The sequence below is a fragment of the Janthinobacterium saanense genome, from assembly GCF_014200675.1.
Taxonomy (GTDB): Bacteria; Pseudomonadota; Gammaproteobacteria; order Burkholderiales; family Burkholderiaceae_D; genus Janthinobacterium.
Genome location: NZ_JACHCI010000005.1, coordinates 304,490 through 330,987, shown reverse-complemented (window position 1 = coordinate 330,987; position 26,498 = coordinate 304,490). Strand labels below are relative to the sequence as shown.

Here is a 26,498-nt window from a genome sequence, read left to right as displayed (position 1 = left end):
CGCCTTCTATGCAGTTCTTGTTCATCGGCTCATGATTTATGCTCCACGCTTCCTTCCCACGGTCAGTTACCCTCCCGCAGTTGCGCTTCACTTCGTTCACTGTGGGCAGCTCGCGGCGGGACTTGCACCCGCAGGAGTGCGCCCATGCTGGGCGCACCATAAAAAAACGCCAGCGATAATGCTGGCGTTTTTCACGAGTACTCAAACCTGCCTTATTCCCACGCTTCCTTGCCCGCGCGTGGCTTGCCTATCAGCAGCAGCGCACCCAGGGTCAGCAGCGCTGCCAGGGTCAGGTAGTAACCCACGTATTGCAAGCCATAGGTGGTGGCCAGCCAGGTGGCGATATACGGCGCCAGCGAGGCGCCCAGGATGCCAGCCAGGTTGAAGGTCAGCGACGCGCCCGTGTAGCGTACTTCGGGCGGGAACAGTTCGGACAGCAAGGTGCCCAGCGGGCCGTACGTCATGCCCATCAGGCCCAGGCCCACGGCCATGAAGATCGTCACTTCCCAGGTCACGCCCGAGCCGAACATGGGCGCCAGCACCAGGCCGAAGACGGCGATGGCGACCGAGACCCAGATCATGGTGGCGCGGCGGCCGCGGCGGTCGGCCAGCACGGCCGAGAAGGGAATCGTCAGCGCGAAGAACAGCACGGCAAACAGTTGCACGATCAAAAATTCCTTGCGCGTGAAGCCCAGCTTGGTGGTGCCCCAGCTCAAGGCGAACACCGTCATCAGGTAAAACAGCACGAAGGTGGCGAGAGCAATAATGGTGCCCAGGAACAGCATGCGGCCATGCTGGCGGAACACGGTGGCGACCGGCAATTTCACGCGCTCGTTCTTGTCGAGCACTTTCTGGAAGTCCGGCGTTTCCGTGATCTTCAGGCGCACATACAGGCCGACGATCACCAGCAACGCGCTGGCCAGGAAGGGAATGCGCCAGCCATAGCTGAAGAATTGCTCATCAGTCATGGTCTCGCTGAGCAGCAAGAAGATGCCGCCCGACAGGAAGAAGCCGATCGGTGCGCCCAGTTGCGGGAACATGCCATACCAGGCGCGTTTGCCCGGTGGCGCGTTTTCGGTTGCCAACAGCACCGCACCGCCCCACTCGCCACCCAGGCCCAGTCCTTGTCCAAAACGGCACAGCGCCAGCAGCAGCGGCGCCAGGGTGCCGATGGCGGCATAGGTCGGCAGCAAACCGATGATGACGGTGGAAATGCCCATCGTCAGCAAGGCAGCGACCAGGGTTGCCTTGCGGCCGATGCGGTCACCGAAGTGGCCGAACACGGCCGAACCGATCGGGCGGGCAAAGAAAGCGATGGCGAAGGTGGCCAGCGATTGCAGCACGGCGGCCGCCGGGTCGCCGGCAGGGAAGAACAGTTTCGGGAACACCAGCACGGCGGCGGTGGCGTAGATATAGAAGTCGAAGAACTCGATGGTGGTGCCGATCAGGCTGGCAAATAATACTGTGCCGGGGGAATTTTTCTTATGGGGGCTACTCATGTACTGCGCTCCTTCGGGAGGGTGTCTAAAGGCCATTCTCTGGATGTTTGTTCAGGCAGCAGCTCAGCGTTGTCTCGACGCCTTGTGCACATATCATAGCCGCGCGCGAGCGCCTTGGCTGATGAATTTGCAAACAAATTTCATGCGTCTATGTGTCGCTACGCTGTGCTGGAAGCCGATCAGAGAAACAACGGTCGTGCGCCATCCGGGTCAAACCGGGGCACGGCAGGAAGGTCGTCAGGGGATGAGAGACGTGGTCAAACCCGGCGTGTCGCCAGGCACTCCATGCCAGACCTGCTAAAGCATCGCGGCATCGTCACTGTGGTGAGTGCTAGCCTGCGGCCATTCCGGGTGGAGCGGGCCGCTGATGATCGCGCCGGCATCCTTTGACAGATGCCGTTGATCTTGCTGTAGACCTCATAATACGCGCTGAGATACTGTGCGGCAAGAAATGATGGGGTAAAGACTACTAGAACGCATCGATCAGCGCGAACGCCTGGTCGATCTCCGCGCTGTCGAGCGGACGCACCAGACGCGCCACTTCCTGGCCATCCTTGAGGAAGATCAAGGTCGGCCACAGCTTGACGCGGAACGAGCGGCCCAGCGCGCGGCCGGGGCCGTCTTCCACGCGGATATGCGGCACGCCGTCATGGCTGGCGAACGCAGCCGCCAAAGGTGCATGGCTGGCGCGGCAATGGCCGCACCAGCCGGTGCCGAACTCCAGCAAGGCCGGCCCCGTCAAGGCATCGATCTCGGCGCGCGTAGGCTGGGCCACGGCGTAGGTGTCGTTCATCATGGCTGTCTCCTCGTCTGATTAAAAAAGCCCGCAGGGCGATGCTACGCCATGCGGGCCGGTCACGCCGTACGGCAGCGCTCTTTACACGACCTTGACACGCAAGTCGGTCAGGCCGCTAATCGCGCCGACCAGCTCATCGCCGCGCTGCACGGCTGCCACGCCCGCTGGCGTGCCCGAATAGATCAGGTCGCCCGGCTGCAGGGTGAAATATTTCGACAGGTCGGCAATGGTTTCAGCCACGTTCCAGATCAGCATATCGGTGGTGCTGCCCTGGCGCAGGGCGCCGTTCACGTGCAGGGTGATGGCAGCCTTGCCGATATCGCCTGCCTGCGCGGCTGGCGTGATGGGGCCGATCGGCGCCGACTGTTCAAAGCCCTTGCCCGTATCCCAGGGGCGGCCCAGCTTTTTCGCTTCGCCCTGCAGGTCGCGGCGCGTCATGTCCAGGCCCACGGCGTAACCCCATACGTGTTGCAGGGCATCGGCGGCGGCGATGTCGCTGCCGCCCTTGCCGATGGCCACCACCAGTTCCATCTCGTGCTGGTAGTCCTGGGTTTGTGGCGGATACGGCAATGCGCCCGTCACGCCTGCGGCCACGGGCAGCACGGCGCCGGCTGGCTTCATGAAAAAGAAAGGCGCCTCGCGGCCCGTGTGGCCCATTTCCTTGGCGTGGTCGACATAGTTGCGGCCTACGCAATAGATGCGGTGCACGGGAAAGGTGTCGGTGCTGCCGACAACAGGAACGCTGGGCTGGACGGGTGCGGTAATAACATACGACATGAAAAGCTCCTGGAGGTGGAACGATGAAATATGGAGTAAAACTTGAGCATGGCAGACGGTCGCTGCCATGCCTTATTCTACGACGATTAGGCTATTTCAGCAGGCCGGAGCGGCCCGGGTCCGGCATGCGGATGGCAACGATGAAAGAGATCAGACACATGATGGAAACATACCAATAAAAATAGGATTCCACGTGTAGCGCCTTGAACTGCAGCGCCACGTATTCGGCCGAACCGCCGAAGACGGCATTGGCAATCGCGTACGACAGGCCCACGCCCAGTGCGCGCACTTCGACGGGAAACATTTCCGCCTTGATCAAGCCACTGATCGAAGTATAAAAACTGATCACGGCCAGCGCGATGACGATCAGGCCGAAGGCCATATACGGATTGCTGACGTCTTTCAGCGCATGCATGATGGGCAACACGCACACCGTAGCCAGGCCGCCAAAGAACAGCATCGAGGTGCGCCGGCCGATGCGGTCGGACAGGGCGCCAAAGATGGGCTGCATGATCATGTAGACCAGCAAGGCCCAGGTCATGATGGCGCTGGCCATCTTTTCATTCATGCCGGCCGTGTTGACCAGGTATTTCTGCATATAGGTGGTGAAGGTGTAGAACACCAGCGAGCCGCCAGCCGTAAAACCCAGCACGGTGACAAAAGCGCGCTTGTGTTTGAGCAAGCCGCGCAAGCTGCCCGCATCCTTGCCCTTGCGCTCGTGGGCGGTGGTGGTTTCCGTCAAGGATTTGCGCAAATTCAGCGACACCAGCGCGACCAGCGCGCCGCAGATGAAGGGGATGCGCCAGCCCCAGGCGCGCAATTCTTCCAGGCTCAACAGTTGCTGCAAGGTCACCAGCACCAGCAAGGCGAGCAGCTGGCCGCCGATCAGGGTCACGTATTGGAAGGAAGCAAAGAAACCGCGCCTGCCCGATTCCGATACTTCACTCATGTAGGTGGCGCTGGTGCCGTATTCGCCGCCCACGGACAAGCCCTGGAACAGGCGCGCAACCAGCAGCAGCACAGGCGCGAGCGCGCCGATGGTGGCGTAGGTCGGCATGATGGCGATCATCAGCGAGCCGCCGCACATCATCAGCACGGAAATCATCATCGACTTGCGGCGGCCATATTTGTCGGCGATGCGGCCAAACAGCCAGCCGCCCACCGGACGCATCAGGAAACCGGCGGCAAAGATGCCGGCCGTTTGCAGCAGCTGCGTGGTCGCATTACCCGAGGGGAAAAAAGCGTGCGAGAAATACAGCGAACAAAACGAGTAGATATAGAAGTCGAACCATTCGACCAGGTTGCCCGAAGAGGCGCCGATGATGGCCTTGATGCGCTGCGCCGAAGTGAGCTGCGCAAGGTCTTGTGTCGTGTCAGTCATGTCATTCTTCTTTTCAAATCGAAAAAGCCGGCAAAGCCGGCTACCTTCAGTGTCAAACGCGCTCCAGCACCAGCGCGATGCCCTGGCCCACGCCGATGCACATGGTGCACAGGGCATAGCGCCCCCCCGTGCGGTGCAGCTGGTTGACGGCCGTTAATGCCAGCCGCGCACCGGAGGCGCCCAGCGGATGGCCGAGCGCGATCGCGCCGCCATTCGGATTGATGCGCGGATCGTCGTCGCGCAGCCCCAACTGGCGGATCACGGCCAGGCCCTGGGCGGCAAACGCTTCATTCAATTCAATCACGTCGAAATCCTCCAGGCGCAAGCCTGTCATGGCCAGCACTTTCAAGGTGGCTGGCGCAGGGCCGATGCCCATCACGCGCGGCGCCACGCCAGCCGTCGCCATGGCCACCACGCGCGCGCGCGGCGTCAGGCCGTAACGGGCCGCGTTGGCTTCATCGGCCAGCAGCAAGGCCGCCGCGCCATCATTGACGCCGGACGCATTGCCCGCCGTAATCGTGCCATCGGCACGCACCACGGGTTTCAGTTTAGCCAGAGTTTCCAGGGTGGTGGCGCGCGGATGCTCGTCGCGGCTGACGATCACGGGATCGCCCTTCTTTTGCGCGATGCTAACGGGGCAAATTTCACTATCGAACACACCCGCTTGCTGCGCGGCCAGCGCTTTGACCTGGCTGGACAAGGCCATCAAGTCCTGGTCGGCGCGGCTGATGCCGTATTCGGCCGCCACGTTTTCCGCTGTTTCCGGCATGGAATCGACGCCGTATTGTGCCTTCATCAGGGGATTGATGAAACGCCAGCCTATGGTCGTGTCTTCCATCTTCATGCCGCGCGAAAACGCGCTGTCGGCCTTGCCCATCACAAACGGCGCACGGCTCATGCTTTCCACGCCGCCCGCGATCATCAGACCCGCTTCGCCGCTCTTGATGAAACGGGCCGCGCTGCCGATGGCGTCCAGGCCCGAACCGCACAAACGGTTCAGGGTCGCGCCCGGCACCGAAATCGGCAAACCGGCCAGCAAGGCCACCATGCGGGCCACGTTGCGGTTGTCTTCGCCAGCCTGGTTGGCGCAGCCGTACAGCACGTCGGTGACGGCTGCCCAGTCCACGTTCGGGTTGCGCGCCATCAAGGCGCGGATGGGCACGGCGCCCAGATCGTCGGCGCGCACGCCGGACAAACTACCGCCGTAGCGGCCAAACGGCGTACGCTGGCCGTCACAGATCAATGCGTGAGTCATGTTCTTTCCTCCAAGAAAGGTTTCGTTATTTACGGCCGTCAGCCAGCGGCACCGGCGTCAAGGCTTGCAATTGTTCCAGGGTCATGCCCTCCACCAGTTCAACCACCGTGGCGCCGGACGGCCCCAGGTCGATCACGGCCAGGTCGCTATAGATGCGGCTGACGCAGCCTATGCCCGTCAGCGGATAAGTGCAGGCCTGCACCAGCTTGCTGTCGCCCGTTTTTGTCAGCAATTCCATCATGACCCAGGTTTTCTTGGCGCCGATGGCCAGGTCCATGGCGCCGCCCACGGCAGGAATCGCGTCGGGCGCGCCCGTGTGCCAGTTGGCCAGGTCGCCCGTGGCGGACACCTGAAAGGCGCCCAGCACGCAGATATCCAGGTGGCCGCCGCGCATCATGGCGAAACTGTCGGCATGGTGAAAATAACTGCCGCCAGCGAGCAGGGTGACGGGCTGCTTGCCGGCATTGATCAGGTCGTAATCTTCTGCGCCGGGCGCGGGCGCCGGGCCCATGCCGATCACGCCATTTTCGCTGTGCAAGATGATTTCTGCACCGGCAGGCAAGTGGTTGGCCACCAGGGTCGGCAAGCCGATCCCGAGGTTGACCACCGCACCGTCATTGATATCAAGCGCCACGCGGGCCGCCATCTGGTCTCGATTCCATTTATTCATATGAGTTTCTTTCAGGCGGCTGCCTTGAAGCCGGCGGGGCCGGTGGCCGTGCGCGGCACTTGCACGATGCGCTGCACAAACAGGCCCGGCGTGATGACGTGTTCAGGGTCGATGCTGCCCAGTTCGGCAACTTCGTGCACGGAAGCAATGCTGACCTTGGCGGCCATGGCCATGATGGGACCGAAGTTGCGCGCCGTCTTGCGGTAGGTCAGGTTGCCCCAGCGGTCGCCCTGCTCGGCCTTGATCAGCGCAAAGTCAGCGTGGATCGGCGATTCAAACACATACATGCGGCCATCGATTTCGCGCGTTTCCTTGCCAACAGCCAATTGCGTGCCGTAGCCGGTGGGGGTGAAAAAGCCGCCGATGCCGGCGCCGGCGGCGCGGATGCGCTCGGCCAGATTACCTTGCGGCACCAATTCCAGTTCCAGCTTGCCGGAGCGGTACAAAGCATCGAACACATGGGAATCGGCCTGGCGGGGGAAGGAGCAAATGATCTTGCGCACTTGCCCGTTTTTCAGCAGCGCGGCCAGGCCCGTGTCGCCATTGCCCGCATTGTTGTTGACGATCACCAGGTCGCGCGCGCCATGGGCAATCAGGCCATCGATCAGTTCGGCGGGCTGGCCCGCGCCGCCAAAGCCGCCAATCATGATGGTGGCGCCATCGTGGATATCGGCCAGCGCGTCGGCCACGCTGGAGCGGAGTTTGTCGATCATCTTGCTGTCTCCTTTTGTAAGGTATACTAAAATGTTCTATATACGAACAAATATTCGCATTTAGAACTTATTCGTGAGAATATGCCTGATCGCAGCACTTGTCAATTTGCAGGGCCAGCGGTCTCCATTGCTATAATTGCCAGCTTAATCAAGTGGAATTCCTATGAACGAGAGCAGTAACGCGACAATTTCCGAGCAAGAAGCTGCTGACGGGGCGCCCCGTCCTGGCGACAGCTATGTGCAATCGTTCGCGCGCGGACTGGCCGTGTTGCGCAGCTTTGGCGCCGATGCGCCCCAGCAAACCCTGAGCGAAGTGGCTGAACGGGCAGAGCTGACGCGGGCCGGCGCGCGGCGCATCCTGCACACCCTGCTGCACCTGGGTTATGTGGAAGCCGACGGGCGTTTATTCCGCTTGACGCCCAAAGTACTGGACCTCGGCTACGCCTATCTGTCGTCCTTGCCCGTCTGGACGCAGGCCCAGCCGCTGCTGGAAGAGCTGACTCTGTCCCTGCGTCAGGCTTGCTCGGCGACCGTGTTGGACGGCAACGACATCGTGTATGTGGTGCGCCTGTCGGCCCACCGCACCATGTCGATCAACCTGGGCATCGGCAGCCGCTTGCCCGCGTATTGCACCTCGATGGGCCGGGTCTTGCTGTCGGGCCTGTCGCCCGATGCGTTGCGCAGCAAGTTATCCAACATGCCGCTGCTGAAACTGACACCGGCCACCGTCACCGATATCGATGCCTTGATGGCAGAAATCGCCCAGGTCCGGCGCCAGGGCTGGAGCCTGGTGCAGGAAGAACTGGAACAAGGCCTGATCGCCCTGGCTGCGCCCGTGTTTGACCGCTCCGGCAAGATCGTGGCGGCGATTAACGCCAGCGGCCAGACAGCAGGCCCATCGGTGACACACTTGCTGGAACACACCTTGCCAAAACTGCTGGCCACCGCCGACAAGGTGAGCGCGCTGGTGCGCATGCAAAAATGATCAGGGCTGTGGCCCGATCCAGACAGGATTGCTGTAGGCCTTGTGGCCATCACGGTCTTCCACGATCAAGGCATACCAGGCGGCGTTGTCGGTCGGCATGAAGTCGACGCGGCGCGTACGCGGGAAATCGTCAAAAGTCAAACTGGCGGCCACCACCCCGCCACCGATCAGCTCGACCTTCTTGATGCCAGCCAATGCCTGCAAATCAAAACCCAGGGTAGCTGGCCGTTTTGCCAGGCGCGTGCCAAACACGGTATCGGGATAGATCAGCGGACCGGCGCTCACATAGCTGTGACCCGCCTTGACGGCCGCGCTGTAGTTGGCCGGCGTCAGTTGCCCGTCGACCTGGGCAAAGGTGCGCACCCGGCCCGACACATCATTCCACACGTCATGCACATCGGTGCCGCCGCTCAGGTAATAAGGCTTGCCCTCGTTCCAGTATTGCCACAATTTGTGCAATACCTTGACGTCGTCGCCTGGTGTGGAAGCATTGATTTCCACCACATTAAAGTCCCCATTGAAACCGCCCGGCGCCAGCCTGGCGTCCAGGCTGGCGAAATAGCCGTAGGGAATGAAGGGGTGGTTGACCTGTATCGTCGTCGCCCCCAGGCGGCGCGCTTCGGCAAAGATCTGGTCCACCGTCGCCGTGCTCATGTCGATGGCCAGCTTTTGCCCAGCCTTCAAGGGATAGGCATTGAAATGCGCCCACGAAGCCGACAATTCCATGGAGCCGATAAATGGCAGCTTGCGCCGGCCGGCAATGCTGGCCAGCTCAGGCAAATTGATCATGGTGTCGTGATCGCTGACGAACAGCAAATCGAGCCCGGCCGCCAGCTGCGCGCGGGCCAGATCCGCAGGCGGCGTCACCGCTTCGGCCTGGTCCGCATGGTGGTGCAGGTCGGCGGCAAACCAGCGGCGCGTCGCCGGCTCGGCAAAGGGCTTGAGCACCACCTCGGCCCGCTGCTGCACGCCGGCATGCACTTGCACAGGCAGTTGCACCGCTTCGTTCAGGAAACCGCCGCCCGACGAGACCGTGAAGACATAGGCGCCGGGCGCCAGGCTGACGTCAGCCTTGCCCTTGCGGTACAGTTCTGTAAAGAAGGTCTTCTTGCCGAGAAACTCCACCACCGGCTGCTGGCCTTGGCTGATCACGATGCGCGCATCGAGCGGCAGTGATTTCGCATTCTTGACGTCAAAATGGATGGTGCCCGGCCCTTGCAACTGGCTGAAATCCCGGGTTAGCGGCTGGCCGCCAGCCACCGTCAGGGATTGTCGCGCCGTCTGGCGATAGCCCTTGGCGGTGGCATAGATTTGATAATCACCGAGCGGCAATTGCATGTTGTAGCTGCCCGCAGGCGCCAGCGCCCAACCGTAAGGTTTGCCGGCTTTTTCCAGCACCAGCACCGCTTGCTTCACTGGCTTGCCGTCCATACCGCGCACGGTGCCGCGCACTACACCGGACGGCAAGCCATCGCGTGCTATCTCGGCCCGCATCACGGGCGCCAGGTCGCCGCTGGTCCCCACTTGCAGCCAGCCATCAAACTGGCGGCTCTCGCCAGGCGCCAGCGTATGCAACTGATATAAATCCTTGGAGGCATATTCCACGTCATTGAAATACGCGGCGTGCAAGGCCACGCTCCAGTCGGCGTCATAGGCCACCATGCGGTGCGCCAGTACCTCGGGCGCCGGGCCACGTTCAGGTGCACCGGGCACACCGAACAAAAAGCCGCCCTTGGGCCAATAGGTGAGGCCAGACAATAATCCCGGCAGAGCGGCATCGCCGTCATTACGCATGGTGGTCGAGACCTCCACGCGGTCGGCGCCGTCTTTCAAGGTGTACGTGGTGCTGATGACCACCTTGCCCCAGTCGCGCACGGTGCGTATCACCACTTGCTGCGGGCCACGGTCGACAATATCGATTTTTTGATAGGTATTGGGCCAGGCTGACCAGTTATTCGGAATAAAGTCGGCAAACACGGCGCGGTCGCGGCCTATCTTGCCATTGACGACGGCGGCGATATCGACCAGCGCGCCGCGCGGCACGCCATACGGCACGGGCGATTCGACGGCCAGCGCAAAGGCCAGTTTTTGATTGACGACCGTGATGTCGCCACGCGCTTTGGCATCGCCATCGCGTATCGGCGTCGGCCCCGTGACGATGCGCACGGCGGCGCTGGCCAAGAGGGGAACACTGCACAGCAGCAAGATAGCCGACCTGAAATACCTGTTCATGAATCTCTTTCCAAATAAAAAAGCGCGGCGGAAATCACTCTCCGCCGCGCCGTACTACTAATTTACAACAACATCCATTACAACTTGCCGCTCACCGTCAGGAAAACCTGGCGTGGAGCACCGGCCAGCAAGGTGGCCAGGGTGCCGTTTGGATCGGACGCGGCAAAGCCGTTGGTGCCGATGGTGCTGAAGTATTGCTTGTCAAACAGATTGCTGACATTCAATTGCACCGAGACATCCTTGAAGGCGCCCACATTCTTGAACTTGTAGCCAGCCGACAGGGTCGAGGTCCAGAACGATGGCACGGAAGCATCGTTGGTGTAGGTGTAGTAACGCTTGTCGGTGAACTTGCCGCCCAGGCGCGTGAACCAGGTCGCGTTTTCATACGTCAGTTCGGTGTTGAACATCACGCGCGGTGCATCGACCACGTCCTTGCCGGCGACGGCAACCACATTGCCATTGTCGCTGTAGTTCGATTTGTATTTCGAGCTGTTGTAGGTGAAAGAGTTGAACCATGACACTTCACGCGACAGTTTCCAGACTGCCAGCGCTTCCAGGCCGCTGGTTTCTACCTTGCCCACGTTGGCGATGGTGCTAGGGCAACCAACGATGCCGGCGCACGTGGCGATACCCAGCTGGCGGTCCTTGAAGTCGGCGTAGTACAAGGCGATTGAACCTTGCACGGCGTCACGCTTGAAGCGCATGCCCAGGTCGATGGTGGTCGAGGTTTCCGGTTTCAGCTGGCTCACGTTCAAATCAAACGCTTGCTGGGTTTGCGAAAACGGACCGTTCACGCCCGGCTGGTAGGCGCGCATATTGTTCGAGAACGAAGTAAAAATTTCATCGTTCTGGTTCAGGCGATAGGTGATGCCTGCTTGCGGCAGGAAGGACTTTTTCGCCACGATGTCGCCGGCGGCGCGCGTGCCCACCAGGCTGACGGCGTCGATCGCCACTTTGGGCGTCTTGAAGCCAAAGTTGATGCTCAGCTTGTCATCCAGCAAGGACACCGTGTCTTGCAGGTAGAACTGGCGCGTGGTGGTGGTGAAGTCTTGCTTGAAGCCGGTCGAGGTCGGGTTCGACAGGAAATGATCCTGGTACGTGCCATCCGTGACGGCGTAGAAATTACGCGTCAAGGTGTGCAGGCTGCGCTCGCCCCAGAAACCGGCATTGATGGTGTGGTTGGCCAGGTCCCAGGTCAGGTCGCTGGTCACGCCATCGCGGCCGATCGAATACTCGGTGGTGCGGATGGAAATCGGCACGGTGGCCGACGATGGAGTGTACGGCGTGTACCAGTGGCCCTGGCCCTTGTTGTCATGGTGGTAAATCGTGGTTTTCAGCACGGCGGCCGGGGTCAGTTGCAAGTCCAGCGACAAGCCGCCCAGGTTATCCTTGCGCAAGCCACGGCCCAGGTAATAGGCGTCATCCATGCTGTTGACGCCGCCCGTATAAATGCCTTTGGCGGCATTCACGGCGCGCTGCCAGTCTGGTGCGTAGTTATCCCATTTGTAGCCCAGGCGCTTGACCATATCGAGCGACAAATCCTGGTAATCGACTTCGCTGCGGTTCGAGTAATTGTAGAAAGCGCTCAGCTTGTTGTCGCCAAAAGTGTGCACGATCTTGCTGTTGAACTGGTCCTGGTCTTGCGGGCCGTCGCCCTTCCATTTGTCGGCGCGCATGCGGGTGCCGCTCAGGTAAAACTTGGTGCCGGTCGACAACAAACCGCTATCGACGCGCACAAAGGTACGCGAAGTACTGGCGCTGCCCAGGGTTTGCGAGGCCGTCACGCCCATGGTATCGGATGGGTCCAGTGTATAAAACTGCACGGTGCCGCCCAGGTTGCTGGTCGATGCCGTGCTGAGCGCGCCTGCGCCTTGCGAAACGGCCACGCGGCCGATGTTTTCCGAAGAAATCGCGCGGCTGATGTGCAAGCCGTTGTTATTGCCGTAGCTCATGTCGCCGAGCGGCACGCCGTCGAGGGTGAATCCCAGCTGATTCTGATTGAAACCGCGGATGCTGAAGCGCGTCGACCATTCATAGGCGCCGAACGGATCAGCCGATTGAAAGCTTACGCCAGGCAATTTCTCCAGGGTCAGCAAGGGGCTGGTGCCTGGAATGGCTTTTTGCAAGTCAGCGCGCGTGATGTTTTGCACCTGGCGCGACTGGCCCTGGCCCGTCACTTCGACGACTTGTACCGGCGCAGCAGCGGCCGCCGCAGCTGCCTCGCCCTCACCTTCGGGAGCGGCGGCGTGCGCGTAGCAAGCCAGCGCCTGCAAGACCAGGAAGCAAATCGGTTTCAATGGATAACGCTGTTGCATGGAATTCTCTCATGAGTTTTTTTGGATGAAGAGGAAGCCACGAAGTGAACGGTGCTAGGGTCACGAACTCGGCTGGAGCGAATTCTATTTAGACAATATGACGCACCAATGACATGCAACAACGTTAATGAATGTGGAAACTACGTAGTAAAACACCCTGGCCGGACTGGCCGGCAGGGTGTTAATTAAGGTGAAAATCAAGCTGAAATAAAGGGGTGGCTTTTACTTGGTTTTGAACTTGGCGCAAGGGTCCCTGCGCGACTGGGGCGCCATGGTTTGCGTGAGGTCAAACTCACCCGCCGTAGCCTGGCTGCCTTGCTCCACATAAGCGATGCTGCGCACGTTCAATTGCGGGTCCGCAAGCTTCAGCCAGCGGGCCACGCCGATATCCTTGCGCACATGATCGTTGCCAGCAAACAACACTACTTCGCGTGGCGCCTGGTCGCGTATCAGCTTGGCCATCCAGATATCGCGCGCCACCTGGGTATGAATCATGCCGTCGATCATCATGTCCGACACCATATTGCAGTGGCTCTCCTGGATTTGTTTACGTTGCCCTTGCAGCAAGTCGGCCGGCACGGGCGCCGACAGATAGGTTTTCACCATGGCGGGCGACATCGACCATTGCATGCCATCGCGCGCGGTACGCGAGGCATCGGCGCGCGACAGATTGCCGGCCACCAGTGTCAACTGATAATTGATGGCCAGGTCCAGCACGGGACGGTATTGATCCCAGTCCCAACCCGGCTGTTCCATCACGCGGATGATGCAATCGGGATCGGCGCAATCGCGCGTGGCCCGCGTCAGCAAGTGTTGCGTATCGCGGTCGAACTGCTCCATCACGATCACGGGACGCCAGCCAGCGGCGACCCTGCGCTGCAATTCAGCCAGGCGCAAGCGCTGGCCCTGGACATTGTCCACCACTTCGCCCAGCAGCAGCACTTGCGGATTGGGTACGCTATCGGCCACGGGCACCGTCGGCGCGCCCTTCTTCAGCAAGCCGCCACAGGCGCTCAAGGCCAGCACGCAGCACAGGACGCTGAGCTGTTTTATCAATCTCATCATGAAGTTTTCCACATCGGTATGTACGCTGTGTACGATGCGGCAGATTGTACCGTTTCAGGACGCCGCAGACGACTGTTTGTCTTGCATCTTGCGGCGCTCCAGCCATGCAAACACCGCCATGCCGGCCAGCATGGCGGCGACAAAAATCCAGGCCTTGCTTTGCCACGCCAGCAAAGACACCAGCGCGGGGCCAGGGCAGAAACCCGCGCTACCCCAGCCTGCGCCAAACACCAGGCTGCCCAGCAGCAGGCGGCGGTCCAGCTTGCGATTGCCGGGTAACTGCATGGCGTCGCCGAGGATGGCCAGCTTGCGCCGGCGCGCCAGCCAGAAGGCGGGCATGGCGACGACAATCGCGCCGCCCATCACCAGCGCCAGCGATGGGTCCCAGGCGCCCGCCAGGTCGAGAAAGCCCAGCACCTTGGCGGGATTGCCCATGCCGGAAACGATCAGGCCCAGGCCAAACAACAGACCACTCACAAGGGAGAAAAACAGCCGCATCATGTCCAGCCCAGTCCATGACGCAATAAGTACACGGTGAAAAAGCCGGCGGCCATGAAGCAAATTGTTGCTAGCAGCGAACGGAGCGACAAGCGCGACAGGCCGCACACGCCGTGGCCGCTGGTGCAACCCGCGCCATAACGCACGCCCAGGCCGACCAGCAAGCCGGCAATCAGCAGGGCCGGCGTACCGGCTTCGATATGTACCTCAGGCAAGGCTTGGTGTAATTGATACAGCAAGGGAGTGATGAGCAAGCCAGCCAGGAAGGCGATGCGCCAGCCCGAATCGCCTTTGCGCGGAGACAACAAGCCGCCCACGATACCGCTGATGCCGGCGATGCGGCCATTGAACAGGATCAGCACGGCGGCGGCCAGGCCGATCAGCAAGCCGCCGGCCAGCGACGACCAGGGCGTGAAATGTTGCCAGTCTATCTGCATGGGGTAGTCTAGTCGAGGTCGTCGGCGTCGCCGTAGGCGCGCTTGGGTCCGCAAAATTGCGCATACAGCAATTGCAGCACGGCCAGCGCTTCGCGGCTGGCGACACGGTAATAGATTTGCTTGCCATCGCGCCGCGTGGCGACCAGCATTTCCTCGCGCAGCACGCCCAGTTGCTGTGACAAGGTCGGCTGCACGATGCCGACTTTTTGTTCCAGGTCGCTGACGCAATGCTCGCCTTGCGACAACTGGCACAGCAGCATCAGCCGGTCGGCATTGCCCATGGCTTTGAGCAAGGAACTGGCTTTATAGGCGGACGCGCGCATCACGTCGAGATTGAACTGCGCTGTTACAGTTTCCATCGCGCCCTCCCACAGGCATGGCTAGCTAATACACTAAGAAAACATCGCTTGAACAATATGCTAATCGATATATTGTTTTCTTGCTGACAGCACACACGAAAAACAACAGTGTTTTTTGGCGCGATAGCACAGCTATGTGTGCTGCTTGTCTGCGATAGCAAAGACACTATCAAAATGACAAATATTCGTAATTAATTGAAAACATCCATAGTTAAAATGGCACGACATGTGCTGTAATAAAGACTGGGCAGAAAAACCTTGATCCATCTCAATCCGATGGATTTGCATTGCTGGCAAGCATGGGGAAACGCGATGCCGGCCAGAGTATGGGAGGGCAATACTATGAAAATGCCACAGTCGGCATGCATGGCCTTGCTGGCATTGTCGGCCAGCAGCTGGGGCGCCACGACGGCGGGCGATACCGTCATCATCGACGACAACATTAATTTCGATAACAATCTGGTATGGGCGACACCCGACTTGCCTTATGCGCGACTGCTGGCCAATAGCAAGGTGGCCACATCATTCACGCTGGGGCGCGCATCCCATGCACGGCATGGCGCAATCGGCGGCCCCGCACTGGCCGCGATGCCGCTCAAGCCGCTCGCCGCACCCGTCTCTGCCGTCCCGGAAGCGAATATGTACGCGATGCTGCTGGTTGGCCTGGGCTTGCTGGCCTTGAGCGTGCACGGTGAAAAACAGGAAAAATTCGACGCCTGAACCGGTGCGCCAGGCAGCGTAACGCCATGGCGCACCGTGTTTCTTATTTCTCGGTCAGACGGCACACCCGTTCGATATTTCCCACAGGAATATCCGACTTGAGGGCGCGCGCGATGCAGGCCGCCTTGTCGGGGCCGGAAGCGGAAATGAGCACGAAGGCCGTCAGTACCACGCTGATGGCCACCAGCACGATCAATACACCTTTAACGATATCCCAGTTCATTTTTTATGGTTGTTGTAGTAAAACATGTAATTTATTCATGGTCGCCCAGTTGCGCGACGTCACACCATCGCCCAGTAGCAAGCCCAGCGCCGCGATCACCTTGCTGGCCAGCACGCCATCCGGGCACCAGGCATAGGCGGCCCATTTGCCAGCCGCCAACGCTTCGGGATGCCATTGCTGCTGCAACAAGGGCGCGATGCGCTGGGCATCAAGCGGATTGTTGATCACCAGCGCCAGCAAACGCGAGGCATCGGCGGTCGGCGCCAGGGTGTTTTCGGCGATCAGCTCGTCAAATTGCGCGTGGGATAACACCGTCACCCTGGCCGCCACGCCCAGTTTCAAGACCAGCGCTTCCTCGATTTGCGTCGCGGCATCCACCGGCGCCACGGCGCCCGCATTGAAGACCACGTTGCCACTGTTGAGCACGGTATTCACCTGCGTCATGCCCAGGTCGCCCAGCAGCTTGCGCAGGTCGGCCATGGCCACGCGCTTGGCGCGGCCCACATTAATGCCGCGCAAGAATGCCACCTGGCGCCCACCCTGCTGAATTGTCATTTTATCCACCTTCGTCTGCCTGACCATCCATGCCCGGAGGCAATGGCGTCACCCTGGGCAGGCGCAACAGGAATGTGGCGCCCTGGCCCACGGTGCTGTGTACCGTGATGGTGCCGCCAAATTGCTTGGCAATCAAGTTGAACACGATATTCAATCCCAGTCCCGTGCCGCCCTGGCCTCGCCGCGTGGTGACAAAGGGATCGAAGACGCGGTCGATCAGGTCTGGCGCAATGCCCCGGCCATTGTCGCGCACCTGCATGTCGATCCAGTCCTGGTCGCAGCGCACGCCGATATGGATGGTGCCTGCCGTGTCGGCGTCAAACGCGTGCTCGACGCAGTTCAAGACCAGGTTGGTCAGCACCTGCGCCAGCGCGCCGGGATAACTGTCGAACATGATTTCTGGTGGGCAATCAATCGTGATGGCGATGCGCGTCTTTTTCAAGGTCGGCTGCAGGCTGGCCACCACTTCGCCTATGTAGTCGCGCAACTCGAACAGGCGGCGTGCCTCGCTGACCTGGTCGACGGCGATCTGCTTGAAACTGTGGATCAGGTGGGCGGCGCGGTAGGCATTGTTCATGATCAGGCGCGCACTTTCACTGGCCGTTTCCAGGTAGCGCATGATGTCCGTTTTCTTGATGGCGCCGCCGGCGACGGCCGCGCTGATGTCATCTGTCGCTTCCTTCAAGACCGAGGCGCTGGTCAGGGCGATGCCCACCGGCGTATTGATTTCATGGGCGACGCCGGCCACCAGGCTGCCCAGCGAAGCCAGGCGCTCCGCCTGCAGCAGGGATTCCTGGGCGCGGCGCAATTCGTCCATCGCCTGCGCCGTTTCGTGCTGCGAACGGCGCGCCGCGTCTTCTGCCTCGCGGATACGTTCGATGATGGACTTGAGCTTGCGCTGTACCGCATTGAAGCCCCGGATCACGTCGCCCAATTCATCGCGCCGCGTTTCCGGCAACTCTTCCACGTCATCGCTGCCGCGCGTGGCCAGGTCGACCAAGCCGTCGCGCAACTGGCGCAAGGGGCGGAAGATGATGCGCAGGCTCAGCGACAGCGCCGCCACCAGAATGATATCGAGCAGCAACACTTCCATTACCTTGCGCCGCACTTCGCTGCGCAAGGCAGCGTTGATCTGTTCACCGCTGAAATTGACGATGACCTTGCCCACGATCACGGGCCTGGCGCCACTACCATCGCCACCTGCATCGCGAAATACCAGCGGCGCTTCGACCGGCATACCAGCGATAGCCAGATCGCTGAGCAAGGGTTGCAGCGCACCGGCCGCATCGCGCATTTCTCCGGCAAACAGGCCGACGGAGGCGTCATACACGCGGATGGCGATCAATTCGGGCGGCAGCATTTCGGCCGCGACGATGCTGTCGACCTTGGATTTATCGAGATCCCACAAGGCCGAAGGCAAGCTCGTCTGCAGGCGCGTCAGCACGCCAGTGCGCAGGCGCGCACTACCTGCCTCCAGGTCACGACTGAGTGTATATTGGGTATAGCTGCCGGAAATGCCGAGCACCAGGGTCACGATGACGACAAACAGCAAGGTCAGCCTGACCTGCGTGCGCATCGTCGTCGCCATCATCGCCTTGCTTGTCATCGACCAGCACTCCCGGACTGTGTACTGCCACCAGCTCGCAGCGCGCGGACAGGGATGTCAACGGCAGGCCAGCATAATGGCAATGTACGTTATGAGATGCTTATTGGCAAGATTTACAACAGCCACAAAAGTATGAGGGACATTGATGCGGGATGGAGACATTGCGCTGTGGCAATGATAATATCCCGCAATCATCAAAAGGAGTCATCATGACCACGCATCAGCTTTTACCTTTGGAGCAAGTTCGCCCCGGTATGATCTTATCGGATGTCTTGCTCGATGCGCGGGGGCAAGTGTTACTGCCGCAAGGTGCGGTCTTGACAGAAAACATGCTATCGCTGATGCCGCGCCATGGCATCGAGATGCTGTCCATCGAGGCGCCGCCCCTGTCGCCGGAAGAACAGGCGGCGTTGCAGGAAAGCTACCGCACGCGCCTGGCACATTTGTTCCGCAAGCACGATCCGGCCGATACGGACGATGCCGCCACGGCACTGTTGCTCAGCTATGTCAGCAACTATCGCCTGGGCATGGAAGCAGGCGCAGGAACGGGAGCTGCAGCATGAGCACCGCCCTGCCGCAACTGACTGCCGAAGACATCGCCACCCACCTGGACGATCTGCCATCCTTGCCCGCCGTCGTGATGGAACTCTTGAACAGCATCGACCAGGAAGACGTGGATATTTCCGTGCTGGCGAAAAAAGTGTCCTACGACCAGGCGCTGACGGCCAAGACCTTGCGCCTGGCGAACTCTTCGCAATACGGCTTGCAAGTAAAAGCCACCACCATCCAGCAAGCCATTACCTATCTGGGTTTCCAGACTACCCGCAGCCTGATCACCTCGGCGGCGATTACGGGCGCCTTCCCGGAAGGACGCTGCCCCGGTTTCGACGACAAGGCCTTCTGGCGCCATTCGGTGGCCACGGCCGCCTGCGCAAAAGTGCTGGCGCGGCACGTCCGCTTCAATCAGGATTACGCATTTACCGCAGGCTTGCTGCACAATATCGGCCGGCTGGTGCTGGTCAGCAGTTTCCCCGAACATTATGCGCAGGCGCTCGCCTACCGCGCGCAGCAAGATTGTTCCATGCTGGCAGCGGAGCAAACGATTTTGGGCGTCGACCATGTACAGGCGGGCGTGGCCCTGGCCGAACACTGGAATTTTTCCGATACCATCCGCTCGGCCATCGCTAATTATTCGCAGCCGGAAGCAGAGGGTGCTGGTTTCTTGGCGGCATTGATTCATGTTGCCAATGCCGTAGTGTGTGCTTTGGACCTGGCGCAAGTGGCCGATGAGATGGTGCCGCGCGTGTCGCCGGTGGCGTGGGCGGCGCTGGGGCTGGAAGAGGAAGCGTATCTGCAGCTGTTCCGCGAAACGGAATTGCGCTACGGTGAAATTACGGCGGCCTTGCTGAGCTGAAGCAGCTTTGCCCAGAGTACTAAGGCACAAAGAAAAACGGCCTTCGCGTCAGGCGAAAGCCGTTATTTTTTCCATTACGGTGACTGCGGGGTGCGCCGTCAAGGCCAGCTGTGTGCTGACAGTCATTGCACCGATAAAACAGTTCTCATGCCACCGCAGCATCAATGCGCGTAATTCGCTTCTTGCGCATCGCCACGGTCTTCCGCTTTTGGGCGGCCCTGGGCGTCGGACAGACGATACTTGGTGCGGCGGTCGCCCATCAAGTCACGCAGGTCACGGATGCTCATGCCGGTTACTTCGTGCATGCGTATCAGCAGCGAAGCGCCAACTGGCAGGCGGTGATGGCGGATCTTGCTGATCACCGGTGGCGCGACTTCCAGCAAGCGCGACAGGGCTGCATCGTTCTTCAGCTGCATCTTGCTCAGCAGAATATCCAGCAGGTGGTTAGGGTTGTAGCTTTCTTGAGATGCTAATGCATGATGTGCCATGATTTTTCCTCGTCTAGTGAAGTCTGGTGAATGTTGATGTTGAAAGAATGCCGATCCGAACTTAAGGCTGACTTAGAGTTCAAAAAATTTATTCATGTCTGCCCTTCACTCTTTTCTCCTGCTTTCTCCTGCCCCTCTCCATCCTGCCGCGCTGCCTGTACCGGGACTCGCACAGCCATGTTCAGTAACGTGATCCGCTTGCTGCCTGAGTGAAAAACAGCTGCAATCGACCGAAATGAATTGCATATAAAGCAATATACTAGTCCAAAGCTGCCGCATCCGCGCCCCGCGCAACCTTCCTGATTGTTAAATATCAAGCTAGTTGCGGGTAGGCTTTTTATCAATGCCATTTCAACACATTAGGATGCCAGCGGGCGCGCACTAGGTTTTGTAGCAACTTGTTACAAATCAATGATTCACTCAGGAAATAAATGGCAATGAGCGACGCCTGCCCGCCATGTTTTTTGCTGTGGCCACGGCGGCAAGCGCGGCATGGCCCGTGGGGGAGATTTACGTTAAACTAACGCCTGAACCTGCAGCCTGTGCCACAGTGCAAGACGCTCCGCCTGGCCTGCCTACCGCCTCGTTCCGCGGCATCCCACCAACATCCCATGACCGCTAAAGCACCTGACTCCATGCAGAAAAAAGTATTCATTAAAACCTTCGGCTGCCAGATGAACGAGTACGACTCGGACAAGATGGCCGACGTGCTGGGCGCCTCCGACGGCCTGGTGCGCACCGAGCGCCCGGAAGAAGCCGATGTCATCCTGCTCAATACCTGCTCCGTGCGCGAAAAGGCGCAGGAAAAAGTGTTTTCCGACCTGGGCCGTTTGCGCGAACTGAAACTGGCCAACCCGAATTTGCTGATCGGCGTGGGCGGCTGCGTGGCTTCGCAGGAAGGCGACGCCATCGTCAAGCGCGCGCCCTATGTCGACATGGTGTTCGGCCCGCAAACCCTGCACCGTTTGCCGCAAATGATCGCCTTGCGCCGTTCCAGCGGCACTTCGCAAGTGGACATCAGTTTTCCTGAAATCGAAAAATTCGACCATATGCCGCCAGCCAAGGTGGACGGCGCCTCGGCGTTTGTCTCCATCATGGAAGGTTGCAGCAAATACTGCAGCTACTGCGTGGTGCCCTACACGCGCGGCGAAGAAGTATCGCGCCGCTTCGAAGACGTGCTGACCGAAGTGGCCGGCCTTGCTGCCCAGGGCGTGAAAGAAATCACCCTGCTGGGCCAGAACGTGAACGCCTACCGTGGCGTGATGGAAGGCGGCGACATCGCCGACTTCGCGCTGCTGCTCGAATACGTGGCCGACATACCCGGCATAGCGCGCATGCGCTTCGTCACCAGCCATCCGAAGGAATTCACGCAGCGCCTGATCGACGCCTACGCCAAGATCCCGCAACTGGTCGACCATCTGTACCTGCCGGCGCAGCACGGCTCCGACAAGATCCTGGGCGCCATGAAGCGCGGCTACACGGGGCTGGAATACAAGTCCATCATCCGCCGCATCCGCGCCGTGCGCCCGAACATGGCGATTTCCTCGGACTTCATCGTCGGTTTCCCGGGCGAGACCCAGCTTGACTTCGACGCCATGATGAAGCTGATTCTTGATGTCGGTTTCGACAATAGCTACAGCTTCATTTTCAGCAAGCGCCCCGGCACGCCGGCCGCCAGCCTGGAAGACGACACGCCGCATGAAACCAAGCTGGCCCGTCTGCAGCAGCTGCAGGCCGCCATCGATGCCAATACGCGCAAATACAGCCTGGCGATGGTGGGCACGGTGCAAACCATTCTGGTCGACGGCCGCTCGAAAAAAGATACGATTGATCGCGAGCTGCAAGGCCGCACCGAGAACAACCGCGTGGTCAATTTCGACGCCGGCCCCGATGGCTTGCACCTGATCGGCCAGCTGGTCGACGTGCGCATCACCGAGAGCCATTCCTACACCCTGCGCGGCGAGTTGGTCGCCAGCGCGCCCGCATTGAAAAGAGCCAGTTGAAAACCAAAGCCCCGATACAGCCGCATTACTTCATCCCCGAGCCGCTGGACAATACGCGCCTGGCGCATCTGTGCGGCCCGCTCGATGAAAACCTGCGCCAGATTTCCGCCGCGCTCGACGTGACGATATTCCGCCGTGGCGAAAAATTCATCGTCGGCGGCAGCAATGCCGGGCGCGCCGTGGAAATCCTCGAACAGTTCTACGCCATCGCCAACAAGGTGGTGCCGCTGGAAGAAGTGCAGCTGGCGCTGGTGGAACAGCGCGCCAACCTCTCGGCCGCGTCCGAGCATCATGCAAGCACGCCGAATGCGCCCGTTTCCACCTTTGTCGAGCCCGATATCGCCAGCCCCATGCTGAAAACGCGGCGCAGCGATTTGCGCGGCCGCACGCCGCACCAGATCGCCTACCTGCGCAACATCCTGGAACACGACATCAGCTTTGGCGTGGGCCCGGCCGGCACCGGCAAGACCTACCTGGCCGTGGCCTGCGCAGTCGACGCGCTCGAACGCGACGCCGTCAAGCGCATCATCCTGACGCGCCCCGCCGTCGAAGCGGGCGAACGCCTGGGCTTTTTGCCGGGCGACCTGGCGCAAAAAGTCGACCCGTATCTGCGTCCCCTGTACGACGCGCTATACGATTTGCTGGGCTTTGACCGCACGCAAAAGCTGTTTGAAAAACAGGTGATCGAGATCGCCCCGCTGGCCTATATGCGCGGGCGCACCCTGAACCACGCGTTCGTGATCCTGGACGAAGCGCAAAACACCACCGTCGAGCAGATGAAGATGTTCTTGACCCGTATCGGCTTTGGCAGCAAGGCCGTGATCACGGGCGACGTGACCCAGGTCGACCTGCACAAGAGCCAGAAAAGCGGCTTGATCGACGCCGTGCAAGTGTTGAAAGACGTGCGCGGCATTGGCTTCACGCAATTCAATTCGACCGACGTGGTGCGCCATCCGCTGGTGGCCCGCATTGTCGACGCGTATGAAACGGCGCAGGCAGCCGATGCCGACGCCACTCAGCTACTCCCCCTGATCAAACCAGCTAGCGCCAAAAATGTCCGAAAAAAATAAACTCTCGCTGTCCGTGCAATACCCGGACAGCCGCCTGGAAGCATCCATCACCCGGCCCAAGATACGCCGCTGGGTGCAAGCGGCCCTGTTCGCGCCGGCCGAATTGACCATCCGCTTCGTCGATGCCGAGGAAGGCCGCAGCCTGAACCGCGATTACCGCGAAAAAGACTACGCCACCAATGTGCTGACCTTTGCCTACAACGAGGGTGAGGAAGCGCTGGCGGACGACGAGCCGACCCGCGCCGACATCATCCTGTGCACCGACGTGCTGGAAAAGGAAGCGGCGGAACAACAGAAAAGCGTGGAAGAGCACACGGCCCATCTGATCGTCCATGGCGTGCTGCACGCGCAGGGCTACGACCATATGGATGACGAAGAGGCGACCGAGATGGAAGGCCTGGAAACCGGGATCCTGGCCAAGCTGGGTATCAGCGACCCATACAAGGAATAAACCATGAGCACTTGGGCCACCGACGCCTTCGGCAACGACTACGCCATGGATTGGGCGCAGGATTTGCAGGAATACAAAACCCTGGAACTGGTCGAAACGACACTGGACAACGTGATCGACAGCACCGAAGCCGAACTGGAAGCGCCGTTCGCCGCCGAAGCGCTGGCCGCGCTGGAAGTGATCGCCCGCCTCCTGGGTAAACCAGGCCAGGACGATCCGGCCACGGCCGAGGTCGATGAATGGGTAGCGGCCTGCAAGAAAAAAGTCACGCCGCCGCTGCTGGAAAAAGCCACACTAGCTTTCGAGCGCATCACGGCGGAAGCATCGGAACTGCGCCAGCTGTGGCAGGAAAGCGAACATTTCGCCGACTGGCAGGCCGATGTAGCAGATTTGCGCCAGCGCGTACTGGGAAAAATCTAACGTTAGGCAACAGCCTGTTAATCGTATCAAATCTGCATCAAAAGCGGGGAATTCCGGTAAGACCCCACTTTTGGTGTATCCTATATCCCTTCGCAACAACGGCTCACGCCTCCTATGCCCGAGCACCCTAGTGGCGTCAGAACTGACGTCAAGCCCCACCGGTCACTGTTTGAACGCCTGACCGCACTCATTTCCCCCGAGCCAGAGAACCGAGCAGAATTGCTCGAAGTTCTACACGATGCGCATGAACGCAAGCTGATCGACGCCGACGCCCTGTCGATGATCGAAGGCGTGTTCCAGGTATCGGATCTCTGCGCACGCGATATCATGATCCCCCGTTCGCAAATGGATGTCATCGACATCAGCAAGCCGATCGAGGAATGGATGCCGGAAGTCCTGTCCACCGCCCACTCGCGTTTTCCCGCGATCGAGGGCGAACGCGACAAGGTGATCGGCATCCTGCTGGCGAAAGATCTGTTGCGTTATTACGCAGAAGAAACTTTCGACGTGCGCGACATGCTGCGGCCGGCCATTTTTATCCCCGAATCGAAACGCCTGAATGTGCTGCTGCGCGATTTCCGCGCCAACCACAATCACATGGCCATCGTGGTCGATGAATACAGCGGCGTAGCCGGCCTGATCACCATCGAAGACGTGCTGGAACAGATCGTTGGCGATATCGAGGACGAATACGACTTCGATGAAGCCGAAGACAACGTCCTGTCGCTCAAGGAAGGCCAGTTCGGCCCCCGCTGGCGGGTCAAGGCATTGACCGAAATTGAACAGTTCAATGAAGAAGTGGGCGCTCACCTGGTGGACGACGATGTCGACACCATCGGCGGCCTGGTCTCGAAACACCTGGGCCGCATGGCGCACAAGGGCGATATCTTCGACCTGGGCGATTTGCGCTTCGAGGTGCTGCGCGCCGACGCGCGCCAGGTGCATGTGCTGCTGGTCGAGCGCCTGCCCGACGTGCCGGAACTGGAACTTTAAGATGCGCGGACTGTAAATGCGTTTCAGACGCGCCGCCCCCTCCGACCCCGCCAAACCGCCCCGCAGCACGCGGGCGCGCATGCTGATCGCGGCCGTTGCCGGCGCGGTCGCGGTGCTGGCGTTCGCCCCTTTCGGCTACTGGCCGCTGCAAATCCTCAGCCTGGGCGTACTGTTTTATCAAGTGCTGCGCGCCTCCAGCGTCAAGTCTGGCGCGCTGATCGGCTGGGCCTACGGCTTTGGCTGGTGCGCAGCAGGTACACATTGGCTATATATCTCCATGCACCGCTTTGGCGAGATGGCGGCGCCGCTGGCCGCCGCCGCCGTGGCGCTGCTGGCGCTATTGATGGCGATCTATGTGGCGCTGGCCATGGGCGCGGCCGCCTGGCTGCGCCAGCGCTGGACCTTGTCGATCCCCGCCATGGTGCTGCTGGTGCTGCCTGCCAGCTGGACCCTGCTGGAATGGACGCGCGGCTGGCTGTTTACGGGTTTCCCGTGGCTGGCCACCGGTTACGCCCACAATGCCAGTCCGCTGGCGGGCTACGCGCCCATCATCGGCATGTATGGCCTGGGCTGGCTGGCGGCCGTCTCGGCCGGCGGCTTGCTGCTGCTGACACACCGCACGCGCTGGCCTGCCTTGGGCGGCGTGATCGCCCTGTACGCGGCCGGTATCGGCTTGCAATATGTGCACTGGACGCACCCGGTTGGCCGTCCGATTTCCGTGCGCCTGTTGCAGGGCAATGTGCCGCAGCAGCAGAAATTCGATCCCGGCTTCGTGCTGGGCGCACTGGAAATGTACCAGCGCGCCATCACGGCCGCGCCGGCAGACCTGATCGCCACGCCGGAAACCGCCGTCACCGTGCTGCCGCACCAGCTGCCGGCCGGCTATCTGGACACCCTGACCAGCTATGCGCGCGACACGCACAGCACCCTGCTGGTCGGCATGCCCGTGCTCGACGAGCAGCAGCGCTTTTACAATGCGGCGCTGGGCATCACCGGCCAGGGCCCGTCTTACCAGTACCGCAAGCACCATCTGGTGCCATTCGGCGAATTCGTGCCGCCCGGCCTGCACTGGTTCGTGGCCATGATGGCCATCCCGCTGGGCGACATGGGCCGTGGCGACTATGTACAGCCGCCATTGCAGGTGCGCGACCAGCTGGTGCTGCCCAATATCTGCTATGAAGACTTGTTTGGCGAAGAAATCGCCGAGCAGCTGGCCAGCGCCCACCGCAATGGCAAGCAATCGGCCTCGGTGCTGCTGAATGTATCGAATCTGGCCTGGTTTGGCGATTCGATCGCGATTCCGCAGCATTTGCAGATTTCGCAGATGCGCAGCCTGGAAACAGGCCGCCCCATGCTGCGGGCCACCAACACGGGCGCCACCGCCGTCATCGACGGCAATGGCAAGGTCGTCAGCCAGTTGGCGCCGGACACGCAAGGCACCCTGGCAGCAAATGTGCAAGGCATGGGCGGCATGACGCCATACATTCTTTACGGCAACAAATTGGTGCTGGCCCTGGCTGCGCTGGCCATCCTGTCCGCCTTCCTGCTGGCGCGCAAGAAGCATAAATAGGCG

The 26,498-nt window shown here is 60.6% G+C and carries 27 protein-coding genes; 10 read left to right on the top strand and 17 right to left on the bottom strand.

Annotation, left to right across the window (positions count from 1 at the left end; genetic code table 11):
• Nucleotides 1-212: 212 nt before the first annotated feature.
• The 7 genes from HDE72_RS10630 to HDE72_RS10600 all read right to left on the bottom strand — a co-directional run bounded on the left by HDE72_RS10630 (nucleotide 213) and on the right by HDE72_RS10600 (nucleotide 7,091).
• Nucleotides 213-1,499 (bottom strand): MFS transporter, encoded by a 1,287-nt coding sequence (locus HDE72_RS10630; protein WP_183740110.1) that lies wholly within the window; start codon nucleotides 1,497-1,499, stop codon nucleotides 213-215.
• A 469-nt stretch (nucleotides 1,500-1,968) separates the two neighbouring features.
• A complete protein-coding gene (locus HDE72_RS10625) occupies nucleotides 1,969-2,295 on the bottom strand; it encodes a thioredoxin family protein (protein WP_183740107.1) in 327 nt (108 codons plus the stop codon).
• 81 nt (nucleotides 2,296-2,376) lie between these two features.
• Nucleotides 2,377-3,072 carry a fumarylacetoacetate hydrolase family protein gene (locus tag HDE72_RS10620; protein WP_183740104.1) on the bottom strand — a complete coding sequence of 232 codons (696 nt, stop codon included), beginning with the start codon at nucleotides 3,070-3,072 and terminating at the stop codon, nucleotides 2,377-2,379.
• Nucleotides 3,073-3,163: 91 nt separating this feature from the next.
• Nucleotides 3,164-4,453, bottom strand: a complete 1,290-nt coding sequence (locus HDE72_RS10615) for an MFS family transporter (protein ID WP_183740101.1) — start codon at nucleotides 4,451-4,453, stop codon at nucleotides 3,164-3,166.
• 52 nt (nucleotides 4,454-4,505) lie between these two features.
• Nucleotides 4,506-5,708, bottom strand: coding sequence for a 3-oxoadipyl-CoA thiolase (pcaF, locus tag HDE72_RS10610; RefSeq protein ID WP_183740098.1), 1,203 nt, complete (start codon nucleotides 5,706-5,708; stop codon nucleotides 4,506-4,508).
• Nucleotides 5,709-5,733: 25 nt separating this feature from the next.
• Nucleotides 5,734-6,378, bottom strand: a complete 645-nt coding sequence (locus tag HDE72_RS10605) for a 3-oxoacid CoA-transferase subunit B (RefSeq protein WP_183740095.1) — start codon at nucleotides 6,376-6,378, stop codon at nucleotides 5,734-5,736.
• 11 nt (nucleotides 6,379-6,389) lie between these two features.
• A complete protein-coding gene (locus HDE72_RS10600) occupies nucleotides 6,390-7,091 on the bottom strand; it encodes a 3-oxoacid CoA-transferase subunit A (protein ID WP_183740092.1) in 702 nt (233 codons plus the stop codon).
• Nucleotides 7,092-7,254: 163 nt separating this feature from the next.
• Between HDE72_RS10600 and HDE72_RS10595 the strand changes: the two genes are divergently transcribed.
• Nucleotides 7,255-8,076 (top strand): IclR family transcriptional regulator domain-containing protein, encoded by an 822-nt coding sequence (locus HDE72_RS10595; protein ID WP_183740090.1) that lies wholly within the window; start codon nucleotides 7,255-7,257, stop codon nucleotides 8,074-8,076.
• On the opposite strand, the gene HDE72_RS10590 is transcribed toward HDE72_RS10595, so the two are convergent.
• The 6 genes from HDE72_RS10590 to HDE72_RS10565 all read right to left on the bottom strand — a co-directional run bounded on the left by HDE72_RS10590 (nucleotide 8,077) and on the right by HDE72_RS10565 (nucleotide 14,982).
• Nucleotides 8,077-10,308, bottom strand: coding sequence for a CehA/McbA family metallohydrolase (locus HDE72_RS10590; protein WP_183740087.1), 2,232 nt, complete (start codon nucleotides 10,306-10,308; stop codon nucleotides 8,077-8,079).
• A 77-nt stretch (nucleotides 10,309-10,385) separates the two neighbouring features.
• Nucleotides 10,386-12,623 (bottom strand): TonB-dependent receptor, encoded by a 2,238-nt coding sequence (locus HDE72_RS10585; protein ID WP_183740084.1) that lies wholly within the window; start codon nucleotides 12,621-12,623, stop codon nucleotides 10,386-10,388.
• A gap of 222 nt (nucleotides 12,624-12,845) precedes the next feature.
• Nucleotides 12,846-13,688 carry a ChaN family lipoprotein gene (locus tag HDE72_RS10580; protein WP_183740081.1) on the bottom strand — a complete coding sequence of 281 codons (843 nt, stop codon included), beginning with the start codon at nucleotides 13,686-13,688 and terminating at the stop codon, nucleotides 12,846-12,848.
• 54 nt (nucleotides 13,689-13,742) lie between these two features.
• Nucleotides 13,743-14,186: a YeeE/YedE family protein gene (locus HDE72_RS10575; RefSeq protein WP_183740217.1), complete on the bottom strand. Its 444-nt coding sequence runs from the start codon at nucleotides 14,184-14,186 to the stop codon at nucleotides 13,743-13,745.
• Nucleotides 14,186-14,677, bottom strand: coding sequence for a YeeE/YedE family protein (locus HDE72_RS10570; RefSeq protein WP_221291227.1), 492 nt, complete (start codon nucleotides 14,675-14,677; stop codon nucleotides 14,186-14,188). The genes HDE72_RS10575 and HDE72_RS10570 overlap by 1 nt, the downstream gene beginning before the upstream one ends.
• Entirely contained in the window at nucleotides 14,632-14,982 is a 351-nt protein-coding gene (locus HDE72_RS10565) for an ArsR/SmtB family transcription factor (protein WP_183740078.1), read from the bottom strand. Before HDE72_RS10565 ends, HDE72_RS10570 begins: the two co-directional genes overlap by 46 nt.
• 342 nt (nucleotides 14,983-15,324) lie before the next feature.
• Here HDE72_RS10565 and HDE72_RS10560 point away from each other — a divergent pair, with 342 nt between their 5' ends.
• On the top strand, nucleotides 15,325-15,702 hold the full coding sequence (locus HDE72_RS10560; RefSeq protein ID WP_183740074.1) for a PEP-CTERM sorting domain-containing protein: 378 nt from the start codon (nucleotides 15,325-15,327) through the stop codon (nucleotides 15,700-15,702).
• A gap of 43 nt (nucleotides 15,703-15,745) precedes the next feature.
• Here the strand turns inward: HDE72_RS10560 and HDE72_RS10555 are convergent, their stop codons facing one another.
• The 3 genes from HDE72_RS10555 to HDE72_RS10545 are packed head-to-tail and all read right to left on the bottom strand — an operon-like array spanning nucleotide 15,746 to nucleotide 18,086.
• Nucleotides 15,746-15,925 carry a hypothetical protein gene (locus tag HDE72_RS10555; protein ID WP_183740071.1) on the bottom strand — a complete coding sequence of 60 codons (180 nt, stop codon included), beginning with the start codon at nucleotides 15,923-15,925 and terminating at the stop codon, nucleotides 15,746-15,748.
• Between the two features lie 3 nt (nucleotides 15,926-15,928).
• Entirely contained in the window at nucleotides 15,929-16,480 is a 552-nt protein-coding gene (locus HDE72_RS10550) for a DUF1697 domain-containing protein (RefSeq protein ID WP_183740069.1), read from the bottom strand.
• A 1-nt stretch (nucleotide 16,481) separates the two neighbouring features.
• Entirely contained in the window at nucleotides 16,482-18,086 is a 1,605-nt protein-coding gene (locus HDE72_RS10545) for a sensor histidine kinase (RefSeq protein ID WP_260176607.1), read from the bottom strand.
• A gap of 209 nt (nucleotides 18,087-18,295) precedes the next feature.
• On the opposite strand from HDE72_RS10545, the gene HDE72_RS10540 reads away from it, so the two are divergent.
• Nucleotides 18,296-18,649 (top strand): hypothetical protein, encoded by a 354-nt coding sequence (locus HDE72_RS10540; protein WP_260176605.1) that lies wholly within the window; start codon nucleotides 18,296-18,298, stop codon nucleotides 18,647-18,649.
• Nucleotides 18,646-19,500, top strand: coding sequence for an HDOD domain-containing protein (locus tag HDE72_RS10535; protein ID WP_183740066.1), 855 nt, complete (start codon nucleotides 18,646-18,648; stop codon nucleotides 19,498-19,500). Before HDE72_RS10540 ends, HDE72_RS10535 begins: the two co-directional genes overlap by 4 nt.
• Nucleotides 19,501-19,661: 161 nt before the next feature.
• On the opposite strand, the gene HDE72_RS10530 is transcribed toward HDE72_RS10535, so the two are convergent.
• Nucleotides 19,662-19,988 carry a hypothetical protein gene (locus HDE72_RS10530; protein ID WP_183675118.1) on the bottom strand — a complete coding sequence of 109 codons (327 nt, stop codon included), beginning with the start codon at nucleotides 19,986-19,988 and terminating at the stop codon, nucleotides 19,662-19,664.
• A gap of 635 nt (nucleotides 19,989-20,623) precedes the next feature.
• Here HDE72_RS10530 and miaB point away from each other — a divergent pair.
• From miaB to lnt, 6 genes are all read left to right on the top strand, one after another.
• Complete coding sequence (miaB, locus tag HDE72_RS10525; protein ID WP_183740205.1) at nucleotides 20,624-21,991, top strand: tRNA (N6-isopentenyl adenosine(37)-C2)-methylthiotransferase MiaB; 1,368 nt, start codon at nucleotides 20,624-20,626, stop codon at nucleotides 21,989-21,991.
• Nucleotides 21,988-23,061, top strand: a complete 1,074-nt coding sequence (locus tag HDE72_RS10520) for a PhoH family protein (protein WP_183740063.1) — start codon at nucleotides 21,988-21,990, stop codon at nucleotides 23,059-23,061. The genes miaB and HDE72_RS10520 overlap by 4 nt, the downstream gene beginning before the upstream one ends.
• Complete coding sequence (gene ybeY / locus HDE72_RS10515) at nucleotides 23,045-23,512, top strand: rRNA maturation RNase YbeY (protein ID WP_183740060.1); 468 nt, start codon at nucleotides 23,045-23,047, stop codon at nucleotides 23,510-23,512. The genes HDE72_RS10520 and ybeY overlap by 17 nt, the downstream gene beginning before the upstream one ends.
• A 3-nt stretch (nucleotides 23,513-23,515) precedes the next feature.
• The gene (locus HDE72_RS10510; protein ID WP_183740058.1) at nucleotides 23,516-23,932 is read left to right on the top strand and encodes a DUF4259 domain-containing protein; all 417 of its coding nucleotides are present in this window, start codon (nucleotides 23,516-23,518) and stop codon (nucleotides 23,930-23,932) included.
• Between the two features lie 114 nt (nucleotides 23,933-24,046).
• Nucleotides 24,047-24,925 carry an HlyC/CorC family transporter gene (locus HDE72_RS10505; RefSeq protein ID WP_183675106.1) on the top strand — a complete coding sequence of 293 codons (879 nt, stop codon included), beginning with the start codon at nucleotides 24,047-24,049 and terminating at the stop codon, nucleotides 24,923-24,925.
• A gap of 16 nt (nucleotides 24,926-24,941) precedes the next feature.
• Nucleotides 24,942-26,495: an apolipoprotein N-acyltransferase gene (gene lnt, locus HDE72_RS10500; RefSeq protein WP_183740055.1), complete on the top strand. Its 1,554-nt coding sequence runs from the start codon at nucleotides 24,942-24,944 to the stop codon at nucleotides 26,493-26,495.
• The last annotated feature ends 3 nt before the right edge of the window (nucleotides 26,496-26,498 follow it).